The organism is Cohnella panacarvi Gsoil 349 (assembly GCF_000515335.1).
GTDB classification, from domain to species: domain Bacteria; phylum Bacillota; class Bacilli; order Paenibacillales; family Paenibacillaceae; genus Cohnella; species Cohnella panacarvi.
In genome coordinates, this window is record NZ_KI911563.1 from 1,628,056 (window position 1) to 1,647,408 (window position 19,353).

Consider the following 19,353-nt stretch of genomic DNA (forward strand, 5'->3'; position numbering starts at 1 on the left):
TTTATCGAAGAGCCTTTCGGCTCAATCTGTATTGCTGGTTTGTTCACCGAAGTGAACGTTTTATTACCGTAAATTACGCTCGATGTTCAGTTTTCAAAGAACAAGCTTCGTTGCATTTTCGTGGCCACCGCGTCAGCGGCGACTTTTATAATATATCACATTCGCCTAACCGATTGCAAGAGGTATTTTTTAACTTTACCACTCGTCGGCTGTTCGACCGTGTCCGCTGCGCGTTTCTTTCGTTACCCGTTTTCAGCGGCGAGACTTAATTTATCACAGATCGACATCCGAAGTCAACGCTTAATTCGACATTTTTGACGATGAAATTTTTAACGGTCCGGCACCTTGTAGCATAGCTCCAGTATGCCCGATCCGCGAGAACGAGTCGGTCTTGCGATCTCCAGGATACACCCGCGCATCGTTAGCTTCTGCAGCAGCAAGGAGATGTCGATCGACAGCTCGGCCAGGTCCGGATGCTGCAGAAGCTCTGCCGGGGACCATGGCTCCTGACGGGAAGCGATAATGCGAATGAGCAGCGCGCAACAGGACTCCATTTTGGTTAGTACGGAGAACTCGCATGCGAGCAAAACAAGCTGTACCCGTTGCTCGAGCGTCTCTTGGCTTGTCGTCAGCTCCTCGAACAGCTTATAGACGCCGGGGTTGACGCGCCGCAATTGCTCCCATACGGTTAACTCCGGATGCAAGCCCTCCTCGATCAGAGCGATATGCGCCCAATAATGAAGCGATGACAAGATGTTGGCATAAGCGTCGAGAACTTGCCCGTCCTTAATGTCTTGTTTAGCCTGCAAATACGTGCGCGCGAATTTCGAGAACTCGCATAGCAGCTTCTGGTCGCGGAGCATAGGCGACCACTCGATTAATCTCCCGCGGAGTTCGGCCAGATATCGCTCGCCATCGAGGAGAATCTCGCCTTGCGCAAGCATCTGAACCGCGTTGTGATTATCCCGGCTCAGCAGCAGGCTCTCGAACATCATCGGCGTAAGCCGCCTTACCTGAACTCGATCTCCGTCCAAGAGGATATGTTCGATCTCCTTGACCGGCTCCACTTCGTTCAGGATCAATACCGCGATACGGTCCATTCCGTTGATCATCGGCTGATACGAGTAAGGATTCGCGACGAGCAGCAGCCCGATCAATCCCCTCTCGTCCCCGAACCACTCCGTATACAATAGCCCCTTATTGTCCGACCTGACCATCTTCGTCACGCCTCCCAAAGTGATTCGGACAGCACCGAAGCCTGACGCTCGCCTGTCCGCCGAATGTAAGTTATAATAATATTTCAGGTATGGTCTAGTTCTACAACGCCCCCGCGGTTTCCTGCTGCGGACGTTAACTCCGCGTTGCAGCAGCTAGCCGATTACTAAGTACGGCCTACAAGGATGGGAGTTAAACAACATGAAATGGAAAGCAAGCAAAATATCGACGATGCGCACTTGGGGGCTGCTCCTCGTGTTGCTCGGCATGGGAATTATGGTATTCGGTACTAGCGGCATTCTGCTGTTCGGCAATGTCGGTAAAATAATCGCCGCCGTATTCATGGTGCTCGGAATGATCAGTTGCTTCGCGAGCATGGGAATTTACTTCTATGTAGGAATGCTGTCTACCAGCGCTCCGGTTCTGGATTGCCCGGAATGCGGTAAAAAGACGAAGATGCTAGGCAGGACGGATCGCTGCATGTATTGCCATACGATTCTGACTTGGGATCCCGCCTATGCCGCGGACGGTCATGACGAGGATTCCGAACCCGCTTCGCCCACGGTTACCACGACGACTTCTTCTTGATCTGTAGAAGATATCGAAACCTCCGCCCGCGGCTGCCAACGAGCCGTAAGCGGAGGTTTTTCGTTGCCTATTACGGACGGCTTTGCAATGCCTCGTCCAGCACGCCCCAAATATCGGGCGTCTCAAAGCCGCGACGCCATGTCGCCACGCCAGCCAAGTCATACTTCCGGGCGACTTCCGCTCGCGCTTTAATCGAAGTCGCATCCTCGATCCAAATTCGCATGAGCTTGTCCCCGTCCTTATATTCGACATAGTACTGACCCGTTTCCTCGGAGAACTGAGGCTTCAGCTTTCTGTCCTTAACGATTTTTTGAACCGCGCTCATTCCCAAGGATTTAGAGCTTACTTTAATGCCGCCTTTACCGTCTGGCTCTTCCGTCCATAATCTGGCGTATAATGGAATCCCCATAATCAGCTTGCCGGGCGGCACCCCGTCTTCCTCCAGAATACGCGCTACCGTATTTTCCGCCCATGGCAACGAAGATACGGAGCCGGCTTTAGGGCTGCTTGCCCAATGCTCGTCATAACTCATGACCATCATATAATCAATGACTTCGCCAAGTCGCGCGCGATCGAGAAACGCGGACCACATTTCGGTTGTTGATTTGGGCGTAACGTCGATCGATACGACTAGGCCGTATTCATGCAGCAACGGCGTCATCTCGCGTACGAATTGAACAAGGTTGTCTTTATCCTTCGTATACACGTTCTCGAAGTCGATATTGATGCCTTGCAGCTTGAACGATTTCGCATATGCGATTAACTGTTCGATCATCGCAAGCCGCGTCTCGTAGGAAGAGAGCGCTTCGTGGGTGCGATCCGGCTCGAAACCGTTGCTGAACAACCCCCACACTTGGATGCCTTTCGACCTTGCCCAGGCGGAATAGCTTCCGTCCGCCTTGCTGCGGATTTCGCCTTTGCCGTTCAACAGTTCGAACCACGTCGGACTTACGACGTTCACGCCTTGCAACTCGCCGATTTTGCTCGTGTCCGGATTCGCGGAGTATACCGCTTCCCAAGTCATATTGATTTTGCGCCCGTCGCTTTTCCATGCGACGAACGGTTCTTCGCCGTCCGTGTTCTCCGCGATCTTCTGCTCCCCGGTAAGGTTCACGGCGCTTGACTTCACGTAACCCAATTGACCGGAAACAGACTGCGCGGCATACCAACCCTCTTGCTCGGACCAGATGCGCAGCGAAGTTCCCGCAGGCAAATCTTCGACGATCGCGTGCTTGTTGCTTGGCCCCGCGCGCAGCTTGATGTCCTTCTTGGAAGTTGACGGCACTTCGGCAGTCCGGAATTCGTCGCCCGGCGCGTCGATCGTCACGATCCCGCTGCCGCCGTCCGTATTCGCTTGCAGTCCGAACAGCTTAGTCAGCGGAGCAAGCGGTAAATACAAATCGCCGCCCGACTTTTCCGCCGCGAAAGCAAGCGAGAAAGGTTTATTGTTGAGCGTGCCTTCGAGTTCGCCTGTCCGAAAATGAAGCACGTCGTGCTCCGTCGTAAGAATGATGGATTCGCTGGCCTTCTCGTAACGCAGTCCGTCACCCAACAATTTCTGCGCGACCGACAACGGAACTCGCATCCCTTCTCCGTCGCCCAACGCATGGCTGCTTGTCCATTCGCCGCGCAGCATGATCGGATGCCGCTGGGACATATATTCCGGTACGACCCGCTCATGCGACGACGTATCCCTCAGACCGTACCACCATACGACGGCGAAAGCGGCAAGTAATACAACAAAGCTATATAGAAGTAACGGCGCGAATCGTCCGCGGCGGCGGCGTCGGCCCGTCATCATCGGATTATCCAATACTTTCACTCCCCATCTAAGTTGAAAAGGTTACGATAACAAAACGAAGCTGCTTGCGCCAAAGTTGCTGATTCGTACGAAATAAAAAAGCGCGCTTAGACCTCGAGTCCTTGCGCGCTTTGTTATTGATGCTCGTTATGCATGCATCGTCTTGCAGGTCGGACACAGTCCGTACACTTCCATCCGATGCCCGAATACGCTGAAGCCCGTCGATGCCGTCGCGGCCTCTTCCACGTCTTTGATCGGTGGATGCTCAAAATCGACCATCGTGCCGCATTTGGTGCAGATCGCGTGATAATGGTCGGAGAGATCGGCGTCGAATCGGCTGGAGTCGTCCCCGTAAGTATGTTCCCGGACTAGTCCGGCGTCGATGAACACCTTTAGATTATTGTACACGGTCGCCACGCTCAGGCTCGGGTATTGCGGAGACAACGCCCGATAGATTTCGTCTGCTGTCGGGTGGTCGTGAGATTCCATTAAATATTGCAGTATCGCATACCGTTGCGGCGTCATCCGGACTCCTCCGGATTTGAGCTGGTCCACGGCATGATCGACCCTGGAGTCCATGCTCTTCACAGCCTTTCATGTCAGTTATAGCCTCATTGTACGTGCGAGGTTCGAAACTTGTCAATGGAAGAAGCCTCCGAGAGGTTATTGCCCGGGTCCGTTAGGTCCGTTAGGTCCGTTAGGTCCATGAGGACCTCGCAGCTCCCAAGCCCACATCACGATTCCCGCTCCGATCAATAGGACTGCCCCGATGATCGATAGCGTGGATTCGATTTTCCATCCAGACCAAGTCTCCTCCGCGATAATAATAACCAATAAGAAAACAATCGCCAGCAGCGCCATTTTTTTGAGCGGAACTCCTTTGAGCTCCGGAAAAGGAGACTGTTGCGGCGGTTGCATCGGCACATGATGTTGCACGGGTTGCTGCGGCGGCATTGGTTGCGAATAACCGTTCGGATACCCGGCGTTTCCGTGCCATTCCGCGGCGGCAAGCCTCGCATTGACGCTGTCGGCGCTCTGGATCGCATCGAATAAACTGTAAAAGTAGATGATCGGCAACAACAGGCTCAGCAGCACGATGCTGAGCGCATTGCTTCCGGCCATCGCTACCTGTACGATTCCGGTTATGACACCGGCGATCATCAGCATGATGAAGATGGCCTTGATCATTTTCCCTACATACATATGCCCGACGCCCGGAATTAAAAACGACAGCAGCCCTGCAAGCCATTTGCTTTTTCTATGCGGGGGGCGTCCGTAGTAGGGCGGATAGCCTTGAGGCGTCCGATAGCCGCGGTCTTGTTGCCATGGATCGGTTTCATTCATAACGGATTCCTCCGACCTTTCGCTTTTACTCCGCGATTACCGATTTAACGCCTTCGATTCGCCTGAATTGGTCCGCAACCGACATGAGCTGTTCACGGGCCGGTAGCATGATATTCAGATGAATATGCTGCAACGGCGCGGCGTCGTCCGCCGTCCTGACCGCTTCCCCGAAGCGCACTTGGGTAAGCTTGGCACCTTTGTCCGCTAGCAATTGATGCACGCTTTCCACGAGCTGCGCCTTCGAATCGGCCGTTATCGTAATCGCATATTCCCGCCTGTGCTTGACGAACCTTTTCTCTACGATATTCAATCCCCACAGAGTGAGAAGCACGAGAACGGCCGTCGTGACGGCGGGCATATAGAAACCGGCTCCGACCGCCAGCCCGACCGCCATGACGACCCATACGGACGCGGCCGTCGTAAGTCCGGTAATGGCTTTGCCCGTGAATAGGATCGTTCCGGCGCCAAGAAAACCGACACCCGTAATGACTTGCGCCGCAAGCCTCGCCGGATCGAGCCTGACGTTCGGTTCGTCCGCGAAGGCGGCGAAGCCGTACATCGACAACACCATAATCAGGCATGAGCCCAAGCACACTAGTATATGCGTTCGCAATCCCGCGGCGGAATTTTTGCGTTCCCGCTCGAAGCCGACCAGGCCGCCCAGCAGCACCGATAACAGCAGCCGCAACGCGAGATGCTCATCGCCGATAATCCATGGATCGTGCATGTCTTGTCATCTTCCTCGCCCAATTTTATTCATTGTAGCATGGTTGTTGTCAAGGCAACAACGGGCTGTCGACTAGGCGATCCCAAGCCTTAAGACGGAGACACGCCACGTTCGAGCCGAATGAGCGTGATGCCCGGTGCCGGTCGGAATGCCCCTAGTCTCTTGAATCCGGCTTTCTCGTATAACGCCAAAGCAGGCAGATTACGAGCTTCGGCCGTAACCGACCAATGCGCGCCGGGGAAAACATCGAGCAGATGGGAGAGCAGCCTGGAGCCGACGCCTTGGCGAAAATGATCGGGGTTCACCATTACCCTGCAGATGACGTATCGCCCTTCTCGCTCTTGCTCATAAGCGATCACGCCCTGTAAATCGCCCTCCGGCCCCCGTATAGCGCAGAACGTCTCCCGGCTTTGGCGGAGGCTCTCCACCGTATCTTGAAGGGGAGGCAGATCCGCCACGCCGATCAACGTCGCTTCTACCCGATAGGCAGCGTGCTGAAGCGCCCATACTTCTTCGGCGACTTCCGCGTCTTTTATTCCTATAATCTCGAGCATACTATCACTCCCGGATGCACGAAACGACAATTCCGCCCGAGCGGGATTGCCGTTTCCCAGTTCGTTTATCCTTTTAACCGTTCCATCAGCAGCTTGTTCACTAGGCCCGGGTTTGCTTTGCCTTTCGTTTCCTTCATGATCTGGCCGACCAAGAAGCCGATCGCCTTATCCTTGCCGCCGCGGAAATCCTCCACGGATTGCGGATTCGCGGCGATGACGGCATCGACGACCGCGACGATCGCGCCTTCGTCGCTAATCTGCACGAGGCCTTGCTCTTCGACGATCTGCGCCGGTGATTTGCCAGTCTCCACGATACCCTTGAACACCGTTTTGGCGATCTTCGTGCTGATCGTACCTTTCTCGATGAGCTGGATCAACTCTCCGAGACCTTGGCCGGTAATCTTCGCATCTTCGAGCTCAAAGTTGTTCGCGTTCAAGTAGCCGAGCAGATCGCCCATGATCCAGTTAGCCGATGCTTTCGCGTCGGTCGTGAATTTCAGGCTCTCTTCGAAGAAATTCGCCAGCTTCATCGAAGCGGTCAATACGCCCGCGTCGTATGAGGACAAACCGTATTCCGAGATGTAGCGCGCTTGGCGCGCGTCCGGAAGCTCCGGAATCGACGCGCGAACGCGCGCTTTCCACTCGTCGTCGATACGCAGTCGAACGAGATCGGGATCCGGGAAATAGCGGTAATCGTGCGCTTCTTCCTTGCTGCGCATGCTGAACGTCTTGCCTTGGTTCTCATCCCAACGGCGCGTCTCTTGCACGACTTGTCCTCCGCCGTCGAGGATGTCCGCTTGACGAAGCTCCTCGTATTCGAGGCCGCGCTGAACGCCGCGGAACGAGTTCATGTTCTTCAGCTCGGCGCGCGTGCCGAACTTCTCCTGACCGAACGGACGAATGGAGATGTTGGCGTCGCAGCGCATGCTGCCCTCTTCCATCTTCACGTCGGATACGTCGCAATAAAGCATGATCGCGCGAAGCTTCTCGAGATACGCTTTCGCTTCTTCTGGAGAGCGGATATCCGGTTCGGACACGATCTCGACGAGCGGCGTACCGACGCGGTTGAAGTCGGCGAGCGAGCCGAGACCCCCGTCGATATGCGTCAGCTTGCCCGCGTCCTCCTCCAAGTGAAGGCGGGTAATGCCGATCCGCTTCGTCTTGCCGTTAACCTCGATATCGATCCAACCGTTCTGTCCGATCGGCTGGTCGTATTGGGAGATTTGGTACGCTTTCGGCGAGTCGGGATAAAAATAGTTCTTCCGGTCGAACTTGCACCATTCGGCGATTTCGCAATTGATCGCCATCGCCGCTTTCATGGCGTATTCGACCGCTTGGCGGTTCAGTACGGGCAGGACGCCCGGATGCCCGAGGCAAACCGGACACGTATGCGTATTAGGCGGCGCGCCGAAAGACGTAGAGCAGCCGCAGAAAATTTTGGACTTCGTGTGGAGCTCGACGTGCACTTCAAGCCCGACGACGGTTTCGTATTTGGAATTAGCCATGATGAACGCCCTCCTAAGACAACGCCGGACGCAGGTTATGGAACCCGGTCTGGCTCTCGAACGCGTGCGCGGCCCGCAGCACGGTCGCCTCGTCGAAATGCTTGCCGATAATTTGCAGACCGACCGGAAGTCCGTCCGCGGTGCCGCAAGGAATGCTGATCGCGGGCACGCCGGCCAGGCTGACCGGAATCGTGCAAATATCGTTCAAATACATCGTCAGCGGATCGCCGACCTGCTCTCCGATCTTGAACGCCGGAGTCGGCGCGGTCGGTCCGATAATGAGATCGTACTTCTCGAACGCTTGATCGAAATCGCGTTTAATGAGCGTGCGCACTTGCTGCGCCTTCTTATAATAAGCGTCGTAATATCCGGAACTAAGGGCGTAAGTCCCGAGCATGATCCGGCGTTTAACCTCCGGACCGAAGCCTTCGCTGCGGGAACGGCGATACATGTCGAGCAGGTTATCCGGATTGCTCGCGCGGACGCCGTAACGGACGCCGTCGAACCGAGCGAGATTCGAGGATGCTTCGGAAGAAGCCAGCAAATAATAAGTAGCAACGGCATAATCGGTATGCGGCAAGGAAATTTCCTCCCAATGCGCGCCCATCGATTCGAATACTTTGAGCGCTTCGAGCACCCGCTCTTTCACTTGCGGGTCGATGCCTTTGCCCATGTACTCTCTTGGAACACCGATCTTGAGTCCTTTGACGTCGCCGGTAAGCGCGGACAGGTAATCCGGAATGTCCACGTTCGCGGAAGTCGAGTCGCGCTCGTCGTGACCCGCGATCGCTTGCAGCACGTACGCGGAATCTTCGACGTTCTTCGTAATCGGACCGATCTGATCGAGCGACGACGCGAAGGCGACTAGCCCGAACCGGGACACGAGACCGTACGTCGGCTTTAAGCCCACTACGCCGCAATAAGCTGCCGGTTGGCGAATCGAGCCGCCGGTATCGGAGCCGAGCGTGAAATACGCTTGCCTCGCGGCGACCGCTGCGGCCGAACCGCCGCTGGAGCCTCCGGGTACGCGATCCAGCGCCCATGGGTTGCGAACGGGATGGTACGCGGAGTTCTCGTTAGATCCGCCCATCGCGAATTCGTCCATGTTCAGCTTGCCTACCGTAATCGATTGCGCGGCGCGCAGTTTCTTCATTACGGTGGCGTCATAGATCGGGTCGTAATTCTCCAGGAACTTGCTGCCGCAAGTCGTGCGCAAGCCTTCGGTTACGATGTTGTCCTTAATGCCGGCAGGAATGCCGAACAAGAGGCCTTTCTCGCCGCCGGACGCGAGCTCAGCGTCCAATTCGGATGCCGCTTTGCGCGCGTTCTCTTCATTTAAAGTCAAGAACGCGCCGATCTTGACGTCGGTCTCCGCGATTCTAGACAGCGAGGCATCGACGAGCTCGGCGACGGATAATTGTTTGGTTGTAAGACGATTATGTAATTCGGAAAGCCGTAAATCGAACAACGACATGGGGCTCTGCTCCTCCTAGATTTATTGAATCTTCGTCGGGTTCGAACTAACTCACCCTTAGTTTCCTATTCCAGTACTGCCGGCACCTTGAATTGACCGTCTTCCTCTTCGGGAGCGTTCAACAGCGCCTTCTCGGCCGTCAATGAAGGCTTAACGGCATCGTCCCGCATCACGTTAACGATCGGGAGCACATGGCTCGTCGGCTCGATCTCGTCGGTATGAAGCTCGTTCAGCTTCTCCGCATATTTCAATATCGCGTTAAGCTGCCCCGCGAACTGTTCTTTGTCGGCATCCGACAGTTCTAGTCTCGCTAGGTTAGCTACATGTTCGACGTCTTTAATACTGATGCTCATTCGTGTAAATCCTCCTTAACAACCGTATTTCCGCTCATTCCTACCATTATATCGGACATACTCGCGCTTAAGCAACAACATGACAAGGAGGGTTAACATGCCACTCGAGAACGAACCCCGCAGCGGACGTTACCCGCTTCCGCTTAAAGATAACGGTTACGTAGAGTTCGCGGCGGACAACGCCGGCGCGCGCGCCTTGCTTCGCGACGTCATTCATGAAGTATCGCCGTCCGAGAATATGCCGCTATCGCTGCATTACGATGAAGAGGGACAGCTTCTGCGTCTGATCAGCACGCTTCAAAGACGGCTTCCTCCAGATGAAACGAGGCGGATACGCTTCCGAATTTCCGACGGTCCCGACATGAAACCGGATTGGAAGCCGCTTCCCGAGTTGTTCGGCGAAGTCGGGGGAAGAAGCGTTGCCGAGACGATCCTGCATCGCCTGTTCACGACCTACATGCAGCCGATCGTACAGTCCGGAGGCCGCATCGAGGGATACGAGTTCCTGCTGCGTCCGTTGCCGGAGCTTGCTCCGTTCCAGCCCGCGAATCTGTTCGAAACCGCGCGGAGAATCGGCCATCACGCCTTCCTGGATCGCGCCGCTCGCCGGTCTGCCATTCGCCTGGGAGCCAGCCATCTGCCGGCGGGTACGAAGCGATTCATCAACTTCCTCCCCTCTTCCCTCCATCAACCCGACGAGTGCTTGCAAGGGACGTTCGATTGCATTCGCGAATCCGGGACCTACGCGCAGGATTACGTGTTCGAGGTCATGGAAACCGAACGGTTGGACGACCCTGCGCTCGGCAGGGTGTTCGACATCGCTCGTTCGCAAGGCGTTCGACTAGCTTTGGATGACGTCGGTATGGGCTTCGCGACGCTAAGTACGGTAGATCGGCTGAAGCCGGACTACGTCAAAATGGACAGAAGGTGGGTAAGCGGCTGCGATACCGACGAGGCAAAGAAACGGTATATCGGCGATTTGGTTAATCGCGCGGCGAAATTCGGGGGAACGGTTCTTGCCGAAGGAGTCGAAAGGGAAGAGGAATGGAGTTATTTGCGCCAAGTCGGTATCCCGTTGTTCCAGGGATTCCTATTCGGCCGAGCATCGCCGGGGCCTGCCCGAATGTTGGCGTCTTCGCGATAAGGAAAGGGACGGAGCGGGTAAATCCTGCTCCGTCCCGATTGATCTCAAATCCATGCCTTTAAGTTGACTTGCTTAATGAACGCTTCCGGGCTGAGAACTTCGGCGCCCTCATCGTCTTCCTGCTCCGCTTGAACCCCGTTGCCGCCGTTCATAATGCTCTTGAACAGCTCCTCGTTACGGGTGGCGAGCGCATAATCGATCAGCGCCTCGCGCGAAGTCCGTTCCGCCTCCAGCTCCAGCAACGTCGTTTCCAATTCAATATCGGTAGCAGGCACGTAGAACTGCCTGTTCGCTTTCGGAACGCGGATAATGTAGTCGAACGCGCTGTCGTTGTTACGATCATAAGCGATAATAAAGCCGTACTCGCCAACGGGCATATTCTGCTCGAAGCGATCTTCCACGATTATGATTTTTTCCCCGAGCTTCAGCATCGCTACTCCTCCTACTGTAACAAGTTACAAGCTGCCTTTTCGTTTCTATTAGCTATATCCTACTAAAATCGACAACGCTATGCAAATCGCCGGAAAACAAATGCGGCGCTTCCGCCGAGGAAACGCCTTAAGAGAGTAGATGAGAACTACTTGAAAGTCAGGCCGTCGACGACTTTAAAACGCACGCAGCGAATATGCTCGGATTCGACGTATTCTTCCGCCGTGTACACGTTCAGAAGCTCGTAGGGTTGGCCTGCATGCGCGAGCGAATATTGTTCTATCGTAATATGTGCAGGGTCCACGATCCAATACTCGGGTACGCCGAATTGCGCGTACGTGCGCAGCTTCATCATCCGATCGCGCTTGATCGAGGTCGGGGACAAGATCTCGATCACGAGATCCGGCGGTCCGACGACGGCATGTTCCTGCACGATGTGAGCGCGGGAACGGTGCACCATCAGAATGTCGGGTTGCCGCGTATCCTGTTCGGAGAGGATAACGTCCATCGGCGCATCTATAATGATATATTCATTCTCGCAACTTCCCAGTAAAATTCTCTCCAACTTCTGACTAACTCTTTGATGAGTCGTCGATGCAGACGGTTTTAACTCTAGCATTCCCGCCACGATCTCGTATTGATTGCCGTTATCGGGAAGCTCCGCGTAATCCTCGTAAGTCCAGCCCGACTCTTTGATCAGAAAAGGATCGAACGACGTTCTATCCGACATTGCAATCCCCCCAACGTGCATTATTTTCCATTATAATACAGATTCTAGCATGTCTACAACGGCAACTCAAATAGGCGCTCCGGCGACTTCGTGATCGCCTTGCAGCCCGTCTCCGTCACGACGTACGTATTCTCGATTCCGACGACGCCCCATTCCGGGAACGTAAATTTCGGTTCGATCGCGATAACCATGCCCGGTTCGAGCGGCGCGCGAAATCCGCGGGCCAGCACCGGCCATTCGTCGATCTCGAGTCCGATGCCGTGTCCGAGAAATTTGACCTGGTCTCTGCCGTAGCCCATGAAATGCTCGGACAATCCCGCTTGCGCGGCCATCTCAAGCGCTTCCGCGTACAGATCTTCCGGCTTTGCGCCGGGCTTCAGAAGCTCTTCGCTTCTTCTTATAATCGAAACCGACGTGTCGTATGCCGCTTGTAGTTCAGGGCGAAGCTTACCCATAACGGCCGTGCGGGTCTGATCGATCGTATAGCCGTCAACGCAGCAACCGATATCGAGCAGAATCGGCTCGTTCCGGCCGATCGGCCTCGTGCTCGAGCTTTGCGGCGCGGCCTCGGTTAATCCCCTGCCGCCGGCCGGTCCGTCGAAATAAGACGGTTCGGCGGCAGCCGCTCCCGCGGCGACGACGCCGGTCATAATCTCTTGATTGTACCCTCTCATCCGCATGATTCCGACATGGCCGCGCAATCGCATCGCGTTCTCGATGACCGCCATCAGCTCGAGCTCGGTCATCCCTTCCTTAAGCGCGGCAAGTCCCGCCTCAAGCGCATCCGCGGCTACCTGCGCCGAGTTCGAGATGCATTCAAGCTCGTATTCGGACTTTACGCTTCTTGCCTCGCGCAGCAGCGACGAACCGTCCGTCCATGCGACCCCTGGAGCGGCCTCCGCCAAGCGCAAGTACAACTGCGCCGGCATGACGTCGAGATCTGCTCCGATCGCAGGTTTGTTCTGATCTTCGGCCGCCTTCAGCCACGGATAATCCGCCGCTAACTGCTCGCCGAAATTCCGGAACGAAAGAAGCTCCGAGGCGCGGATCTTCGACTCCCGCTCCGCTCGCGCGACGCTTCTTCGCACGTAGTACGTCGGCTCGCCTTGCGCGGGCATGAACAAATACCCAGTCTGCATCGCTCCGGCGTAATAATAGATGCCGACGTTCTGCGAGATCAGACAGCCCTGCATCCCTGCCTCTCGAAGCCGCGTCTGGAGCTTCGCCGCCCGGTTGTTCCATTCCTCCGGATGCGCTTGTCGTTGCGTCATGCTCGCGATCCCCCTTCCGATTCGTTCGCTATGAAACCATTAGAGCAAATGGAAGGGGGCGCGTCAACTATGGCCATCGGCCGCTAATAGACCAATTCCGCCGAGCTTCTGACGTCCCACCCGATCGGGGCGAGAACGCCGAACAACGCCGGGTATCGCACGTGCACGATCAGCACGACGCCGGGGCGGTCGAACGTAACCTCGTAATCGTATTCCTCGTTCCTATACGTATAAGGATATAAGGTATGTTCGCCGAATACCTCGAACGCGCGTACCTCGACTGCGCTTTCCAATATACTCTCTTCCGTAGGCTGTAAATTTAGATCGAGCGCAAGGTTCTCCATTAAATAGGTTGCCGCCGCTTGTTCCGCCCGGTCATAATCGATCGTCACAACGCCTAGCTCCAGCTTGTCCCTGTCTAACTGCTGGGCGGCGGCGTGCGCGGCGCTGTTCGCCGCCTGCTTCACGTCGTTCAACGTTCCCATTGCCGCTTCTTCGTCAAGCTGAAGCGCGTGCAGCATCCACCATACGACGGTCATCAGAATACCGAATAGCAGCTTGGCCATCCGCCCTCACCGTCCTTCCGTCAAGGCACGTACTCGCTCATTCGCATGCCGCGCCCGGCAATTCGCGCATCTTCCGAAGGAGGAGCTAAACCTATTAATCGATCGATGTCCAGCAGCCGTTCGTACGGATACGTCAGCTTCAGGCGCAATCCGGCTCCTCTCGGCAACGGCTCGGAAGCGCTCCGGCCTTCCCCCCCTGTCGTGGATGTCACTTCGTATTCCAGCAAAGCAGGGTTAAAGCCGTATTCACCCATTCTCTGCCGGGAGTCCGCGACCATGCTTTCGTCGATATAGCCGTAATTCCCGCTGGCCCCGATCTCGAGCATGTAGTTAACCTCCTGTTGAAGTAGCGCTTGCCTAATGACGAGCACATGCTTATAGATCGGGGAGAACATGAGCCAGCAGAACATCGCCGCGAACAGAACGAATACGAGCAATTGCTTCACGGGCTCATCTTGGCGATCCTATCCGCCATCCGTGACCCCGAGTACGAGATTTGCTCTCTTGTACCGTCTTCTCCGCTCACAAGATTCGAATACAGCAAGGCGACGGTCATAAGCAACAGCACGGTCGTCAATATTTGCCGCATATCATACAACCTCCCCGATTATGGCGTCATGCTTCCGATCGTCGAATTCGCCGCCGTACCTTGCGTCTCGATCCGAGCGCGCGTACCCGTAGTATCGTTGGCGATGATGCCGTTGAACATCAAAGCCACTACGATAATCATCATCACCGTGATTAAAATGTTTCTCATTCGTTAATCCTCCGATTCGAATTATGGATTCAATGCATCGAACAGCTTCGCCGCTTCCCTTACCCATGGATACAAGAAGATTTGGAACATATACAAAATCGGAATTCCCGCCAGTACGAACAGCAAATAGGACGTCGTCTCCTTGCGGCTGTTCTTCGCAAGCTCGGTCTTGTTCTTGTATTCGCGGACGACTTCCCGGAGCAAATCGTAGATCGATTCGCTCTCGTCCAGCCGTAAAGACCTTAACGTCTCCGCAAAACCGTACGCTTCTTCCGTGCCGAGCCGCTCCTTGAACCGCTTCAGCGAAGCGTCGGCATCGTGATACCATTCGTTAAGAAGCAAGTTCATCTCGTTACGGATACCGCGGGTAAGCGGCAAGCATTTCATCAGCTTGGCATGAAGATGAAGCCTGGAACCCGTGTAATAGAGAAGCTGGCTGCAGACCGATACGATCTCCTTGCGGATCCGATCCGTTCGATATCGTTTGAAGGCTTGGAGCAACGCATGATCGTAAGCGATCGCAACGAACAGGATTCCGATCGCCAACCCGATGTTCCAGCTCGCGAACCCGAACCCTATCCCCCGCCTGGCAAGCAGATATAAGATTCCGGCGACTAACAGGCACATCGCCATGGAAAAGCGCCGATAAGCCAAATACGAATCGGGCGGAAATCGAATGCCGCAACCCGCGAGCAGCACGCGCCTCTCCTGCAACGCGGCGCTCTCCGCGCTAGCCCGCCATAGCGCGAGCCACCACCTCGGCGATCGATGCAACCGCCAATCTTTTAGATGAATGCGCCATCGATTACGCGAGGAGGTCAACGCCTTCAGCAAAGCCGCAATGCTTACGAAAGCGAGAGCGAATTGCAGCAGCCAGCCGATAGCGTAACTTAACCCTTCGCCATATCCAGTCATTACGCTGCCTTCCTCCTCCCGAATGATCTCCGAAGCGCATTTACAGCTTTCGCCGAGATAAGACCAATCCCATAATGAACGAAACGAACAACAGGACGACCGCATTCAACAACATGCTTCTGCCTCCCGGATCCACGATATAATATTGATGGCTCGCTTCCGGATTCATCTGAAAGTTAATGCCGAGGAACACCGCCAAAAACACGATCGGAGTAAAGTTGGCGATCCGGATTTCAAGCAATCGATATCTCTCCGCTTGATTGTCCATCTGGGATTTGCGCATATCAGCGATCAATTCCTTCAAATTGGCCGAGATATCGTTGCCTTCTTCCAGCGACACCTTCAAGATGCTTCCGAAATAATCGGCCCAGACATGTCCGAACGACAGCGTAAACCTGCGAATGCTGCTCTCGTCCTCCGATCGTATCGATAAATGGCGATACAGCTGGTCGAATACGAACTGCACGCGACCGCCAAGCCGCCTCTCCTCGACCGTCTTCTGAAGAGCGGTTCGCACGTGTCTGCGCCCCGTAACCAAATAACATTGATAAAACAGCTCGACCGCCGGCAGAAATTCGAGCCGGGTCGCCATTTGCCGATTAACGAGCGACATCCGAAGGAGCATATACGGGAAGCATCCGAGAATCGCCAGCAAGATGGTCGAGGATTTCAGGGATTGAAACAGCAGCGCCCCGATTACGATGCCGGCAACACCGAGCAGCGACGACATGAGCATGAACCCGATCGGTCCCGTCTTCCAACCGAGAGCAAGCAACAAATCCGCGATATGCTCATAAGGCTTGCCGATCTTCATGAGTTGACGGTTCAGAAACTTGCTCCATAACGTGTCTCGATAAGCTTTCAACCTGCGTTTGCGAGAATATCCATCCGACCAAGCCGATAGTCCGTGCTTAAAGCTAACGTAGAGCAACACGAAGAGCAGGGCGGCAAGAGACGCGAGGGCTAACGTCAGCATTCCGCCACCGCGTACAACCGCCGAATGGCTTCATAGCCTTCAGGATCCATTCTGGCCATTCTAGCTGCCGCCCGCTCGGAAGGAGGTCCGGGAAATTCCCATCTCCTCGCCCCCTCATCGTAGTGCATGACGGTTCGGACCCTCACCTCGCCGTCCCGCCATTCGTACTCGCCGATTCGCACGAGCTTGCGAACGCCGCCGACGATTCGCATCTCAAGGCCGATCTGCGTGACATGCTCCGTAATGCGCCGCGTCATTCTCGCCGGATTCATGCCGCGTCCGTCGAGCATGCACATGTCGGTTATCGTGTCGGGCACGTCCTCGAGCGCATTCGCGTGAACCGAAGTCAGGCTGCCTTCGTGCCCCCTCGTGCAAGCGCGCACGTAAATGTTCGCGTCCTCGTCCCTGATCTCGGCGTGGCATATGCGTTGCGGCGACTGACGCAAAGCCAGCTTGAACGCCTGCCTCGAACCGTGCTGGGGATCATCCTCCTCCGACTCGTATTCGACGACGTTCTTATCCGGGAAATCCCTCGTCAACATCAGCTCGAACCGCCCCTCGATCGTCACGATCCGCTCTTCGTCCGGCATTCCGGCGATCAAAGCTTTGATTAAATGCGTCTTCCCCGTATTCGTGGCGCCGATGATGACCATGTTGAATCGGCTCCGGAGAATGACGAGCAGCAGTTGCCGCACGTTGTCGTCGATCGTCTGGTATTCCTGCCGGCATAGCGTATCGAGCCCGAACCGTTTAACCGTGTACAAACGGATCGTCATCGTCGGTTGGGAAGTAAATCCGAAGCCGGTGAGCGTCACCCGCGAACCGTCCTGAAGCAGCACCTCTGCCCATCTCTTGCGCGGATTGATCCTGTCGTTATTGAACAACACCAAATTTTGCTGGATCCGCTCCACGTCCGCGATGCTCTGGAACCTGTAGGGCGAAGCCGTCGCCCGGCCGTCCCGCACCTCGAAAATCCGAGTGCCGACGACCTGCACCTCCTCGAGCCCTTCCCGGTTCCGCAGCACCAATTCGAGCACGTTAAGTCCGATCACCTCGGCGAACATCGCCTCCGCTAGCGATACGTATTGGGACTGCTCGATCGGCATATGCTGCAGCCGTTTCTTAATGATCCAGTCCGAAATAATGGCGAGCATCTCCAGCCGCTCTTGCGAAAATCCGATGACCGAACGATTCAGCTTCTCCGTATATTGCCTTCGCTCTTCCTCGGTATGACCTCGCGGTGTGGCCAGCATGCGTCTGATCTCCTCCGCGTACGCGCGCATATCGGATCCGCTCTCCGATCGGGCCTTCTGTTCTGCCGGATCCGGCGAACGAATCTGCAGATCGGCGGCGTAGGCGGAAGTCGAAAACCGCTTCGGCGACGATGTCGCGCTCATCTTGTTCTGGACCGATGCACCATCAGCCTGCGCAGCCACGGACGATCGGTTTGTTGTAACCGCTTCGTCCAATTCAGCCGGTGGAGCAGCTTATTCGCCACCGGATCGAAGGAAGCCGCGTTCCTTTCTTGCGCGCTTAGCCATTCGTCCAGTCTTCCGCTGTCCAACTGCAGATGAAGGTTCTCGACCAGCTTCATCTCGGTAAATGCGATGCATCCTGTTTCTTTGCGGACTTCCTTCATGCGGTATCCCCCCGATATTCGTTCGTTTCCTTGCAGCAGCACCAATTCGAATTGCTCAGGCGCGATGCCGAACATCGAACCGACTTGACCGGTCCATTTATGGACGTCTTCTTGAAAATGGCTCAGACGACCGGTCGTTACGAGAAACCGGTCATCGGCTTCTCTCATCGCGCACACCGTAGCCGCATTGTCCCAATACGCGCTAACGTCGGCGATCGTAAGATCGAAGGCATCCCTCGCGGCAGCGAACAACTGGCTCATATCCTCCGGTTCGTAGTACTCCGCCTGTTCCCGGGCCATATTGCCGAATAGAACGCTCAACCCGCCCATTCGCGGCGATTGAAAGGCGTATTGCCGAAGCTTGTCCCCGGTTAACGTTCTCGCCCTAAGCTCCGGGCGAACGCCGTCCAGCGTAACCTCCGGTTTATCGACGCCCAAGTACAAATGCGACTTGGCGCTCTTCAGGTTCAAGCATAAATAGCCGACGCGCAGCTCCGTCGTGGCCGCGATCCGGTACGCCGTTCCTAGCGCCGTCAATGACGTGCCGATATTCGGCGTGGACCCTGCGAACGCTGCCAATCTTCCCGTCATTCCCTTTCCTCCTCCTTCTCTCCAATGGATGACGCTTGGTAAGCGATAATCAGCTTGGCGCCCCCTCCTTTGCAGACAGCGTCCAATTCCAGCCATTGCGCTTCCGTCAGGTTCAAGTTGATCGAATCGATCGCTCCGTTGGCGTCCCTCCGCGAGGCATACATGCTCTCCTTGTCGTCGTTCGCGAGCGAGAGCAAATTCGGATTTTTCGGATCGTCGATCTCCAGGTTCGCAGCCGTCTTGACCGCAGCCACGACGATTTGCCCGTCGAACAGCTTGCGCGAAGGCGCTTGTTCCGACTCCCCGGATACGTACACCGCGACTTGATCTCCGGCGCGAATGCCATTGGATATCGACTTGACGTAGGCTCGCGGAATTTGGAAAGTCGCTTCGTCCACCCGAGGAAGCAGCCTGTATTTGTCCAGCTTCCAACGAAGCAGCGGCTCTCCCCCGCCGAGAGGTACGACCGCTTCCATGCCGACCGCGTCTGCCATCGCCCTGACCATCCCCTCATCTACCGCTCCTCGAGGCAGATCTATCGTCTTCAGATCCGCTTCGGTCAACATCGTGCCGACCGGAACGAACCGCTTCGGAGCGACGACCTCCACCGTCTCCTCGAGCTTGATCTGTTTCAATTGAAGCAGGTATACGCCGTACACCAGCAGACCGGACAATACGGCCGCCGCTAGACTGATCGTCAGTTGCTTGCGCCTGTTCATCTCCATCACCGCTTTCCGGAAAAATAAAAAACGCAGGCGTAGGAGATCAATCTCC

23 protein-coding genes are annotated in these 19,353 nt (G+C 55.6%); 2 read left to right on the forward strand and 21 right to left on the reverse strand.

Annotation, left to right across the window (positions count from 1 at the left end; genetic code table 11):
• Positions 1-329: 329 nt before the first annotated feature.
• Positions 330-1,217: a nucleotidyltransferase-like protein gene (locus tag COHPA_RS0107930; RefSeq protein WP_027085646.1), complete on the reverse strand. Its 888-nt coding sequence runs from the start codon at positions 1,215-1,217 to the stop codon at positions 330-332.
• A 199-nt stretch (positions 1,218-1,416) separates the two neighbouring features.
• On the opposite strand from COHPA_RS0107930, the gene COHPA_RS0107935 reads away from it, so the two are divergent.
• Positions 1,417-1,803: a DUF2614 family zinc ribbon-containing protein gene (locus COHPA_RS0107935; protein WP_027085647.1), complete on the forward strand. Its 387-nt coding sequence runs from the start codon at positions 1,417-1,419 to the stop codon at positions 1,801-1,803.
• A 70-nt stretch (positions 1,804-1,873) separates the two neighbouring features.
• Here the strand turns inward: COHPA_RS0107935 and COHPA_RS0107940 are convergent, their stop codons facing one another.
• The 8 genes from COHPA_RS0107940 to gatC all read right to left on the reverse strand — a co-directional run bounded on the left by COHPA_RS0107940 (position 1,874) and on the right by gatC (position 9,561).
• Positions 1,874-3,616 (reverse strand): glycosyl hydrolase family 18 protein, encoded by a 1,743-nt coding sequence (locus tag COHPA_RS0107940; protein ID WP_027085648.1) that lies wholly within the window; start codon positions 3,614-3,616, stop codon positions 1,874-1,876.
• A gap of 135 nt (positions 3,617-3,751) precedes the next feature.
• A complete protein-coding gene (locus COHPA_RS0107945) occupies positions 3,752-4,183 on the reverse strand; it encodes a Fur family transcriptional regulator (RefSeq protein WP_027085649.1) in 432 nt (143 codons plus the stop codon).
• Positions 4,184-4,267: 84 nt separating this feature from the next.
• Positions 4,268-4,948 carry a DUF6677 family protein gene (locus COHPA_RS24290; RefSeq protein ID WP_027085650.1) on the reverse strand — a complete coding sequence of 227 codons (681 nt, stop codon included), beginning with the start codon at positions 4,946-4,948 and terminating at the stop codon, positions 4,268-4,270.
• Between the two features lie 25 nt (positions 4,949-4,973).
• Positions 4,974-5,675, reverse strand: coding sequence for an MgtC/SapB family protein (locus COHPA_RS0107955; RefSeq protein ID WP_027085651.1), 702 nt, complete (start codon positions 5,673-5,675; stop codon positions 4,974-4,976).
• 89 nt (positions 5,676-5,764) lie between these two features.
• Positions 5,765-6,229 (reverse strand): GNAT family N-acetyltransferase, encoded by a 465-nt coding sequence (locus tag COHPA_RS0107960; RefSeq protein WP_027085652.1) that lies wholly within the window; start codon positions 6,227-6,229, stop codon positions 5,765-5,767.
• A gap of 65 nt (positions 6,230-6,294) precedes the next feature.
• The gene (gene gatB, locus COHPA_RS0107965; protein ID WP_027085653.1) at positions 6,295-7,734 is read right to left on the reverse strand and encodes an Asp-tRNA(Asn)/Glu-tRNA(Gln) amidotransferase subunit GatB; all 1,440 of its coding nucleotides are present in this window, start codon (positions 7,732-7,734) and stop codon (positions 6,295-6,297) included.
• 13 nt (positions 7,735-7,747) lie between these two features.
• Positions 7,748-9,208, reverse strand: a complete 1,461-nt coding sequence (gatA, locus tag COHPA_RS0107970; RefSeq protein ID WP_027085654.1) for an Asp-tRNA(Asn)/Glu-tRNA(Gln) amidotransferase subunit GatA — start codon at positions 9,206-9,208, stop codon at positions 7,748-7,750.
• Positions 9,209-9,273: 65 nt separating this feature from the next.
• Positions 9,274-9,561 carry an Asp-tRNA(Asn)/Glu-tRNA(Gln) amidotransferase subunit GatC gene (gene gatC / locus COHPA_RS0107975; protein ID WP_027085655.1) on the reverse strand — a complete coding sequence of 96 codons (288 nt, stop codon included), beginning with the start codon at positions 9,559-9,561 and terminating at the stop codon, positions 9,274-9,276.
• Between the two features lie 97 nt (positions 9,562-9,658).
• Between gatC and COHPA_RS0107980 the strand changes: the two genes are divergently transcribed.
• Entirely contained in the window at positions 9,659-10,705 is a 1,047-nt protein-coding gene (locus COHPA_RS0107980) for an EAL domain-containing protein (RefSeq protein ID WP_027085656.1), read from the forward strand.
• A gap of 44 nt (positions 10,706-10,749) precedes the next feature.
• On the opposite strand, the gene COHPA_RS0107985 is transcribed toward COHPA_RS0107980, so the two are convergent.
• The 12 genes from COHPA_RS0107985 to COHPA_RS0108040 form a co-directional block, all read right to left on the reverse strand.
• Entirely contained in the window at positions 10,750-11,136 is a 387-nt protein-coding gene (locus tag COHPA_RS0107985) for a hypothetical protein (RefSeq protein WP_027085657.1), read from the reverse strand.
• Positions 11,137-11,282: 146 nt separating this feature from the next.
• Positions 11,283-11,864 (reverse strand): Uma2 family endonuclease, encoded by a 582-nt coding sequence (locus COHPA_RS0107990; RefSeq protein WP_027085658.1) that lies wholly within the window; start codon positions 11,862-11,864, stop codon positions 11,283-11,285.
• A gap of 53 nt (positions 11,865-11,917) precedes the next feature.
• The gene (locus COHPA_RS0107995) at positions 11,918-13,135 is read right to left on the reverse strand and encodes a M24 family metallopeptidase (protein WP_027085659.1); all 1,218 of its coding nucleotides are present in this window, start codon (positions 13,133-13,135) and stop codon (positions 11,918-11,920) included.
• 83 nt (positions 13,136-13,218) lie between these two features.
• Positions 13,219-13,701: a hypothetical protein gene (locus COHPA_RS0108000; RefSeq protein ID WP_027085660.1), complete on the reverse strand. Its 483-nt coding sequence runs from the start codon at positions 13,699-13,701 to the stop codon at positions 13,219-13,221.
• A 20-nt stretch (positions 13,702-13,721) separates the two neighbouring features.
• Entirely contained in the window at positions 13,722-14,147 is a 426-nt protein-coding gene (locus tag COHPA_RS0108005; protein ID WP_027085661.1) for a hypothetical protein, read from the reverse strand.
• A complete protein-coding gene (locus COHPA_RS25495; protein ID WP_156926614.1) occupies positions 14,144-14,290 on the reverse strand; it encodes a hypothetical protein in 147 nt (48 codons plus the stop codon). The genes COHPA_RS0108005 and COHPA_RS25495 overlap by 4 nt, the downstream gene beginning before the upstream one ends.
• Before the next feature lie 18 nt (positions 14,291-14,308).
• On the reverse strand, positions 14,309-14,458 hold the full coding sequence (locus COHPA_RS25810) for a hypothetical protein (RefSeq protein ID WP_169733253.1): 150 nt from the start codon (positions 14,456-14,458) through the stop codon (positions 14,309-14,311).
• A gap of 21 nt (positions 14,459-14,479) precedes the next feature.
• A complete protein-coding gene (locus COHPA_RS0108020; RefSeq protein ID WP_027085662.1) occupies positions 14,480-15,373 on the reverse strand; it encodes a hypothetical protein in 894 nt (297 codons plus the stop codon).
• A gap of 40 nt (positions 15,374-15,413) precedes the next feature.
• On the reverse strand, positions 15,414-16,349 hold the full coding sequence (locus COHPA_RS0108025; RefSeq protein WP_027085663.1) for a hypothetical protein: 936 nt from the start codon (positions 16,347-16,349) through the stop codon (positions 15,414-15,416).
• The gene (locus COHPA_RS0108030) at positions 16,343-17,746 is read right to left on the reverse strand and encodes an ATPase, T2SS/T4P/T4SS family (RefSeq protein ID WP_027085664.1); all 1,404 of its coding nucleotides are present in this window, start codon (positions 17,744-17,746) and stop codon (positions 16,343-16,345) included. The genes COHPA_RS0108025 and COHPA_RS0108030 overlap by 7 nt, the downstream gene beginning before the upstream one ends.
• Complete coding sequence (locus COHPA_RS0108035; RefSeq protein ID WP_027085665.1) at positions 17,743-18,579, reverse strand: CpaE/TadZ family protein; 837 nt, start codon at positions 18,577-18,579, stop codon at positions 17,743-17,745. Before COHPA_RS0108035 ends, COHPA_RS0108030 begins: the two co-directional genes overlap by 4 nt.
• On the reverse strand, positions 18,576-19,298 hold the full coding sequence (locus tag COHPA_RS0108040) for an SAF domain-containing protein (RefSeq protein ID WP_035120357.1): 723 nt from the start codon (positions 19,296-19,298) through the stop codon (positions 18,576-18,578). Before COHPA_RS0108040 ends, COHPA_RS0108035 begins: the two co-directional genes overlap by 4 nt.
• Between the last annotated feature and the right edge of the window lie 55 nt (positions 19,299-19,353).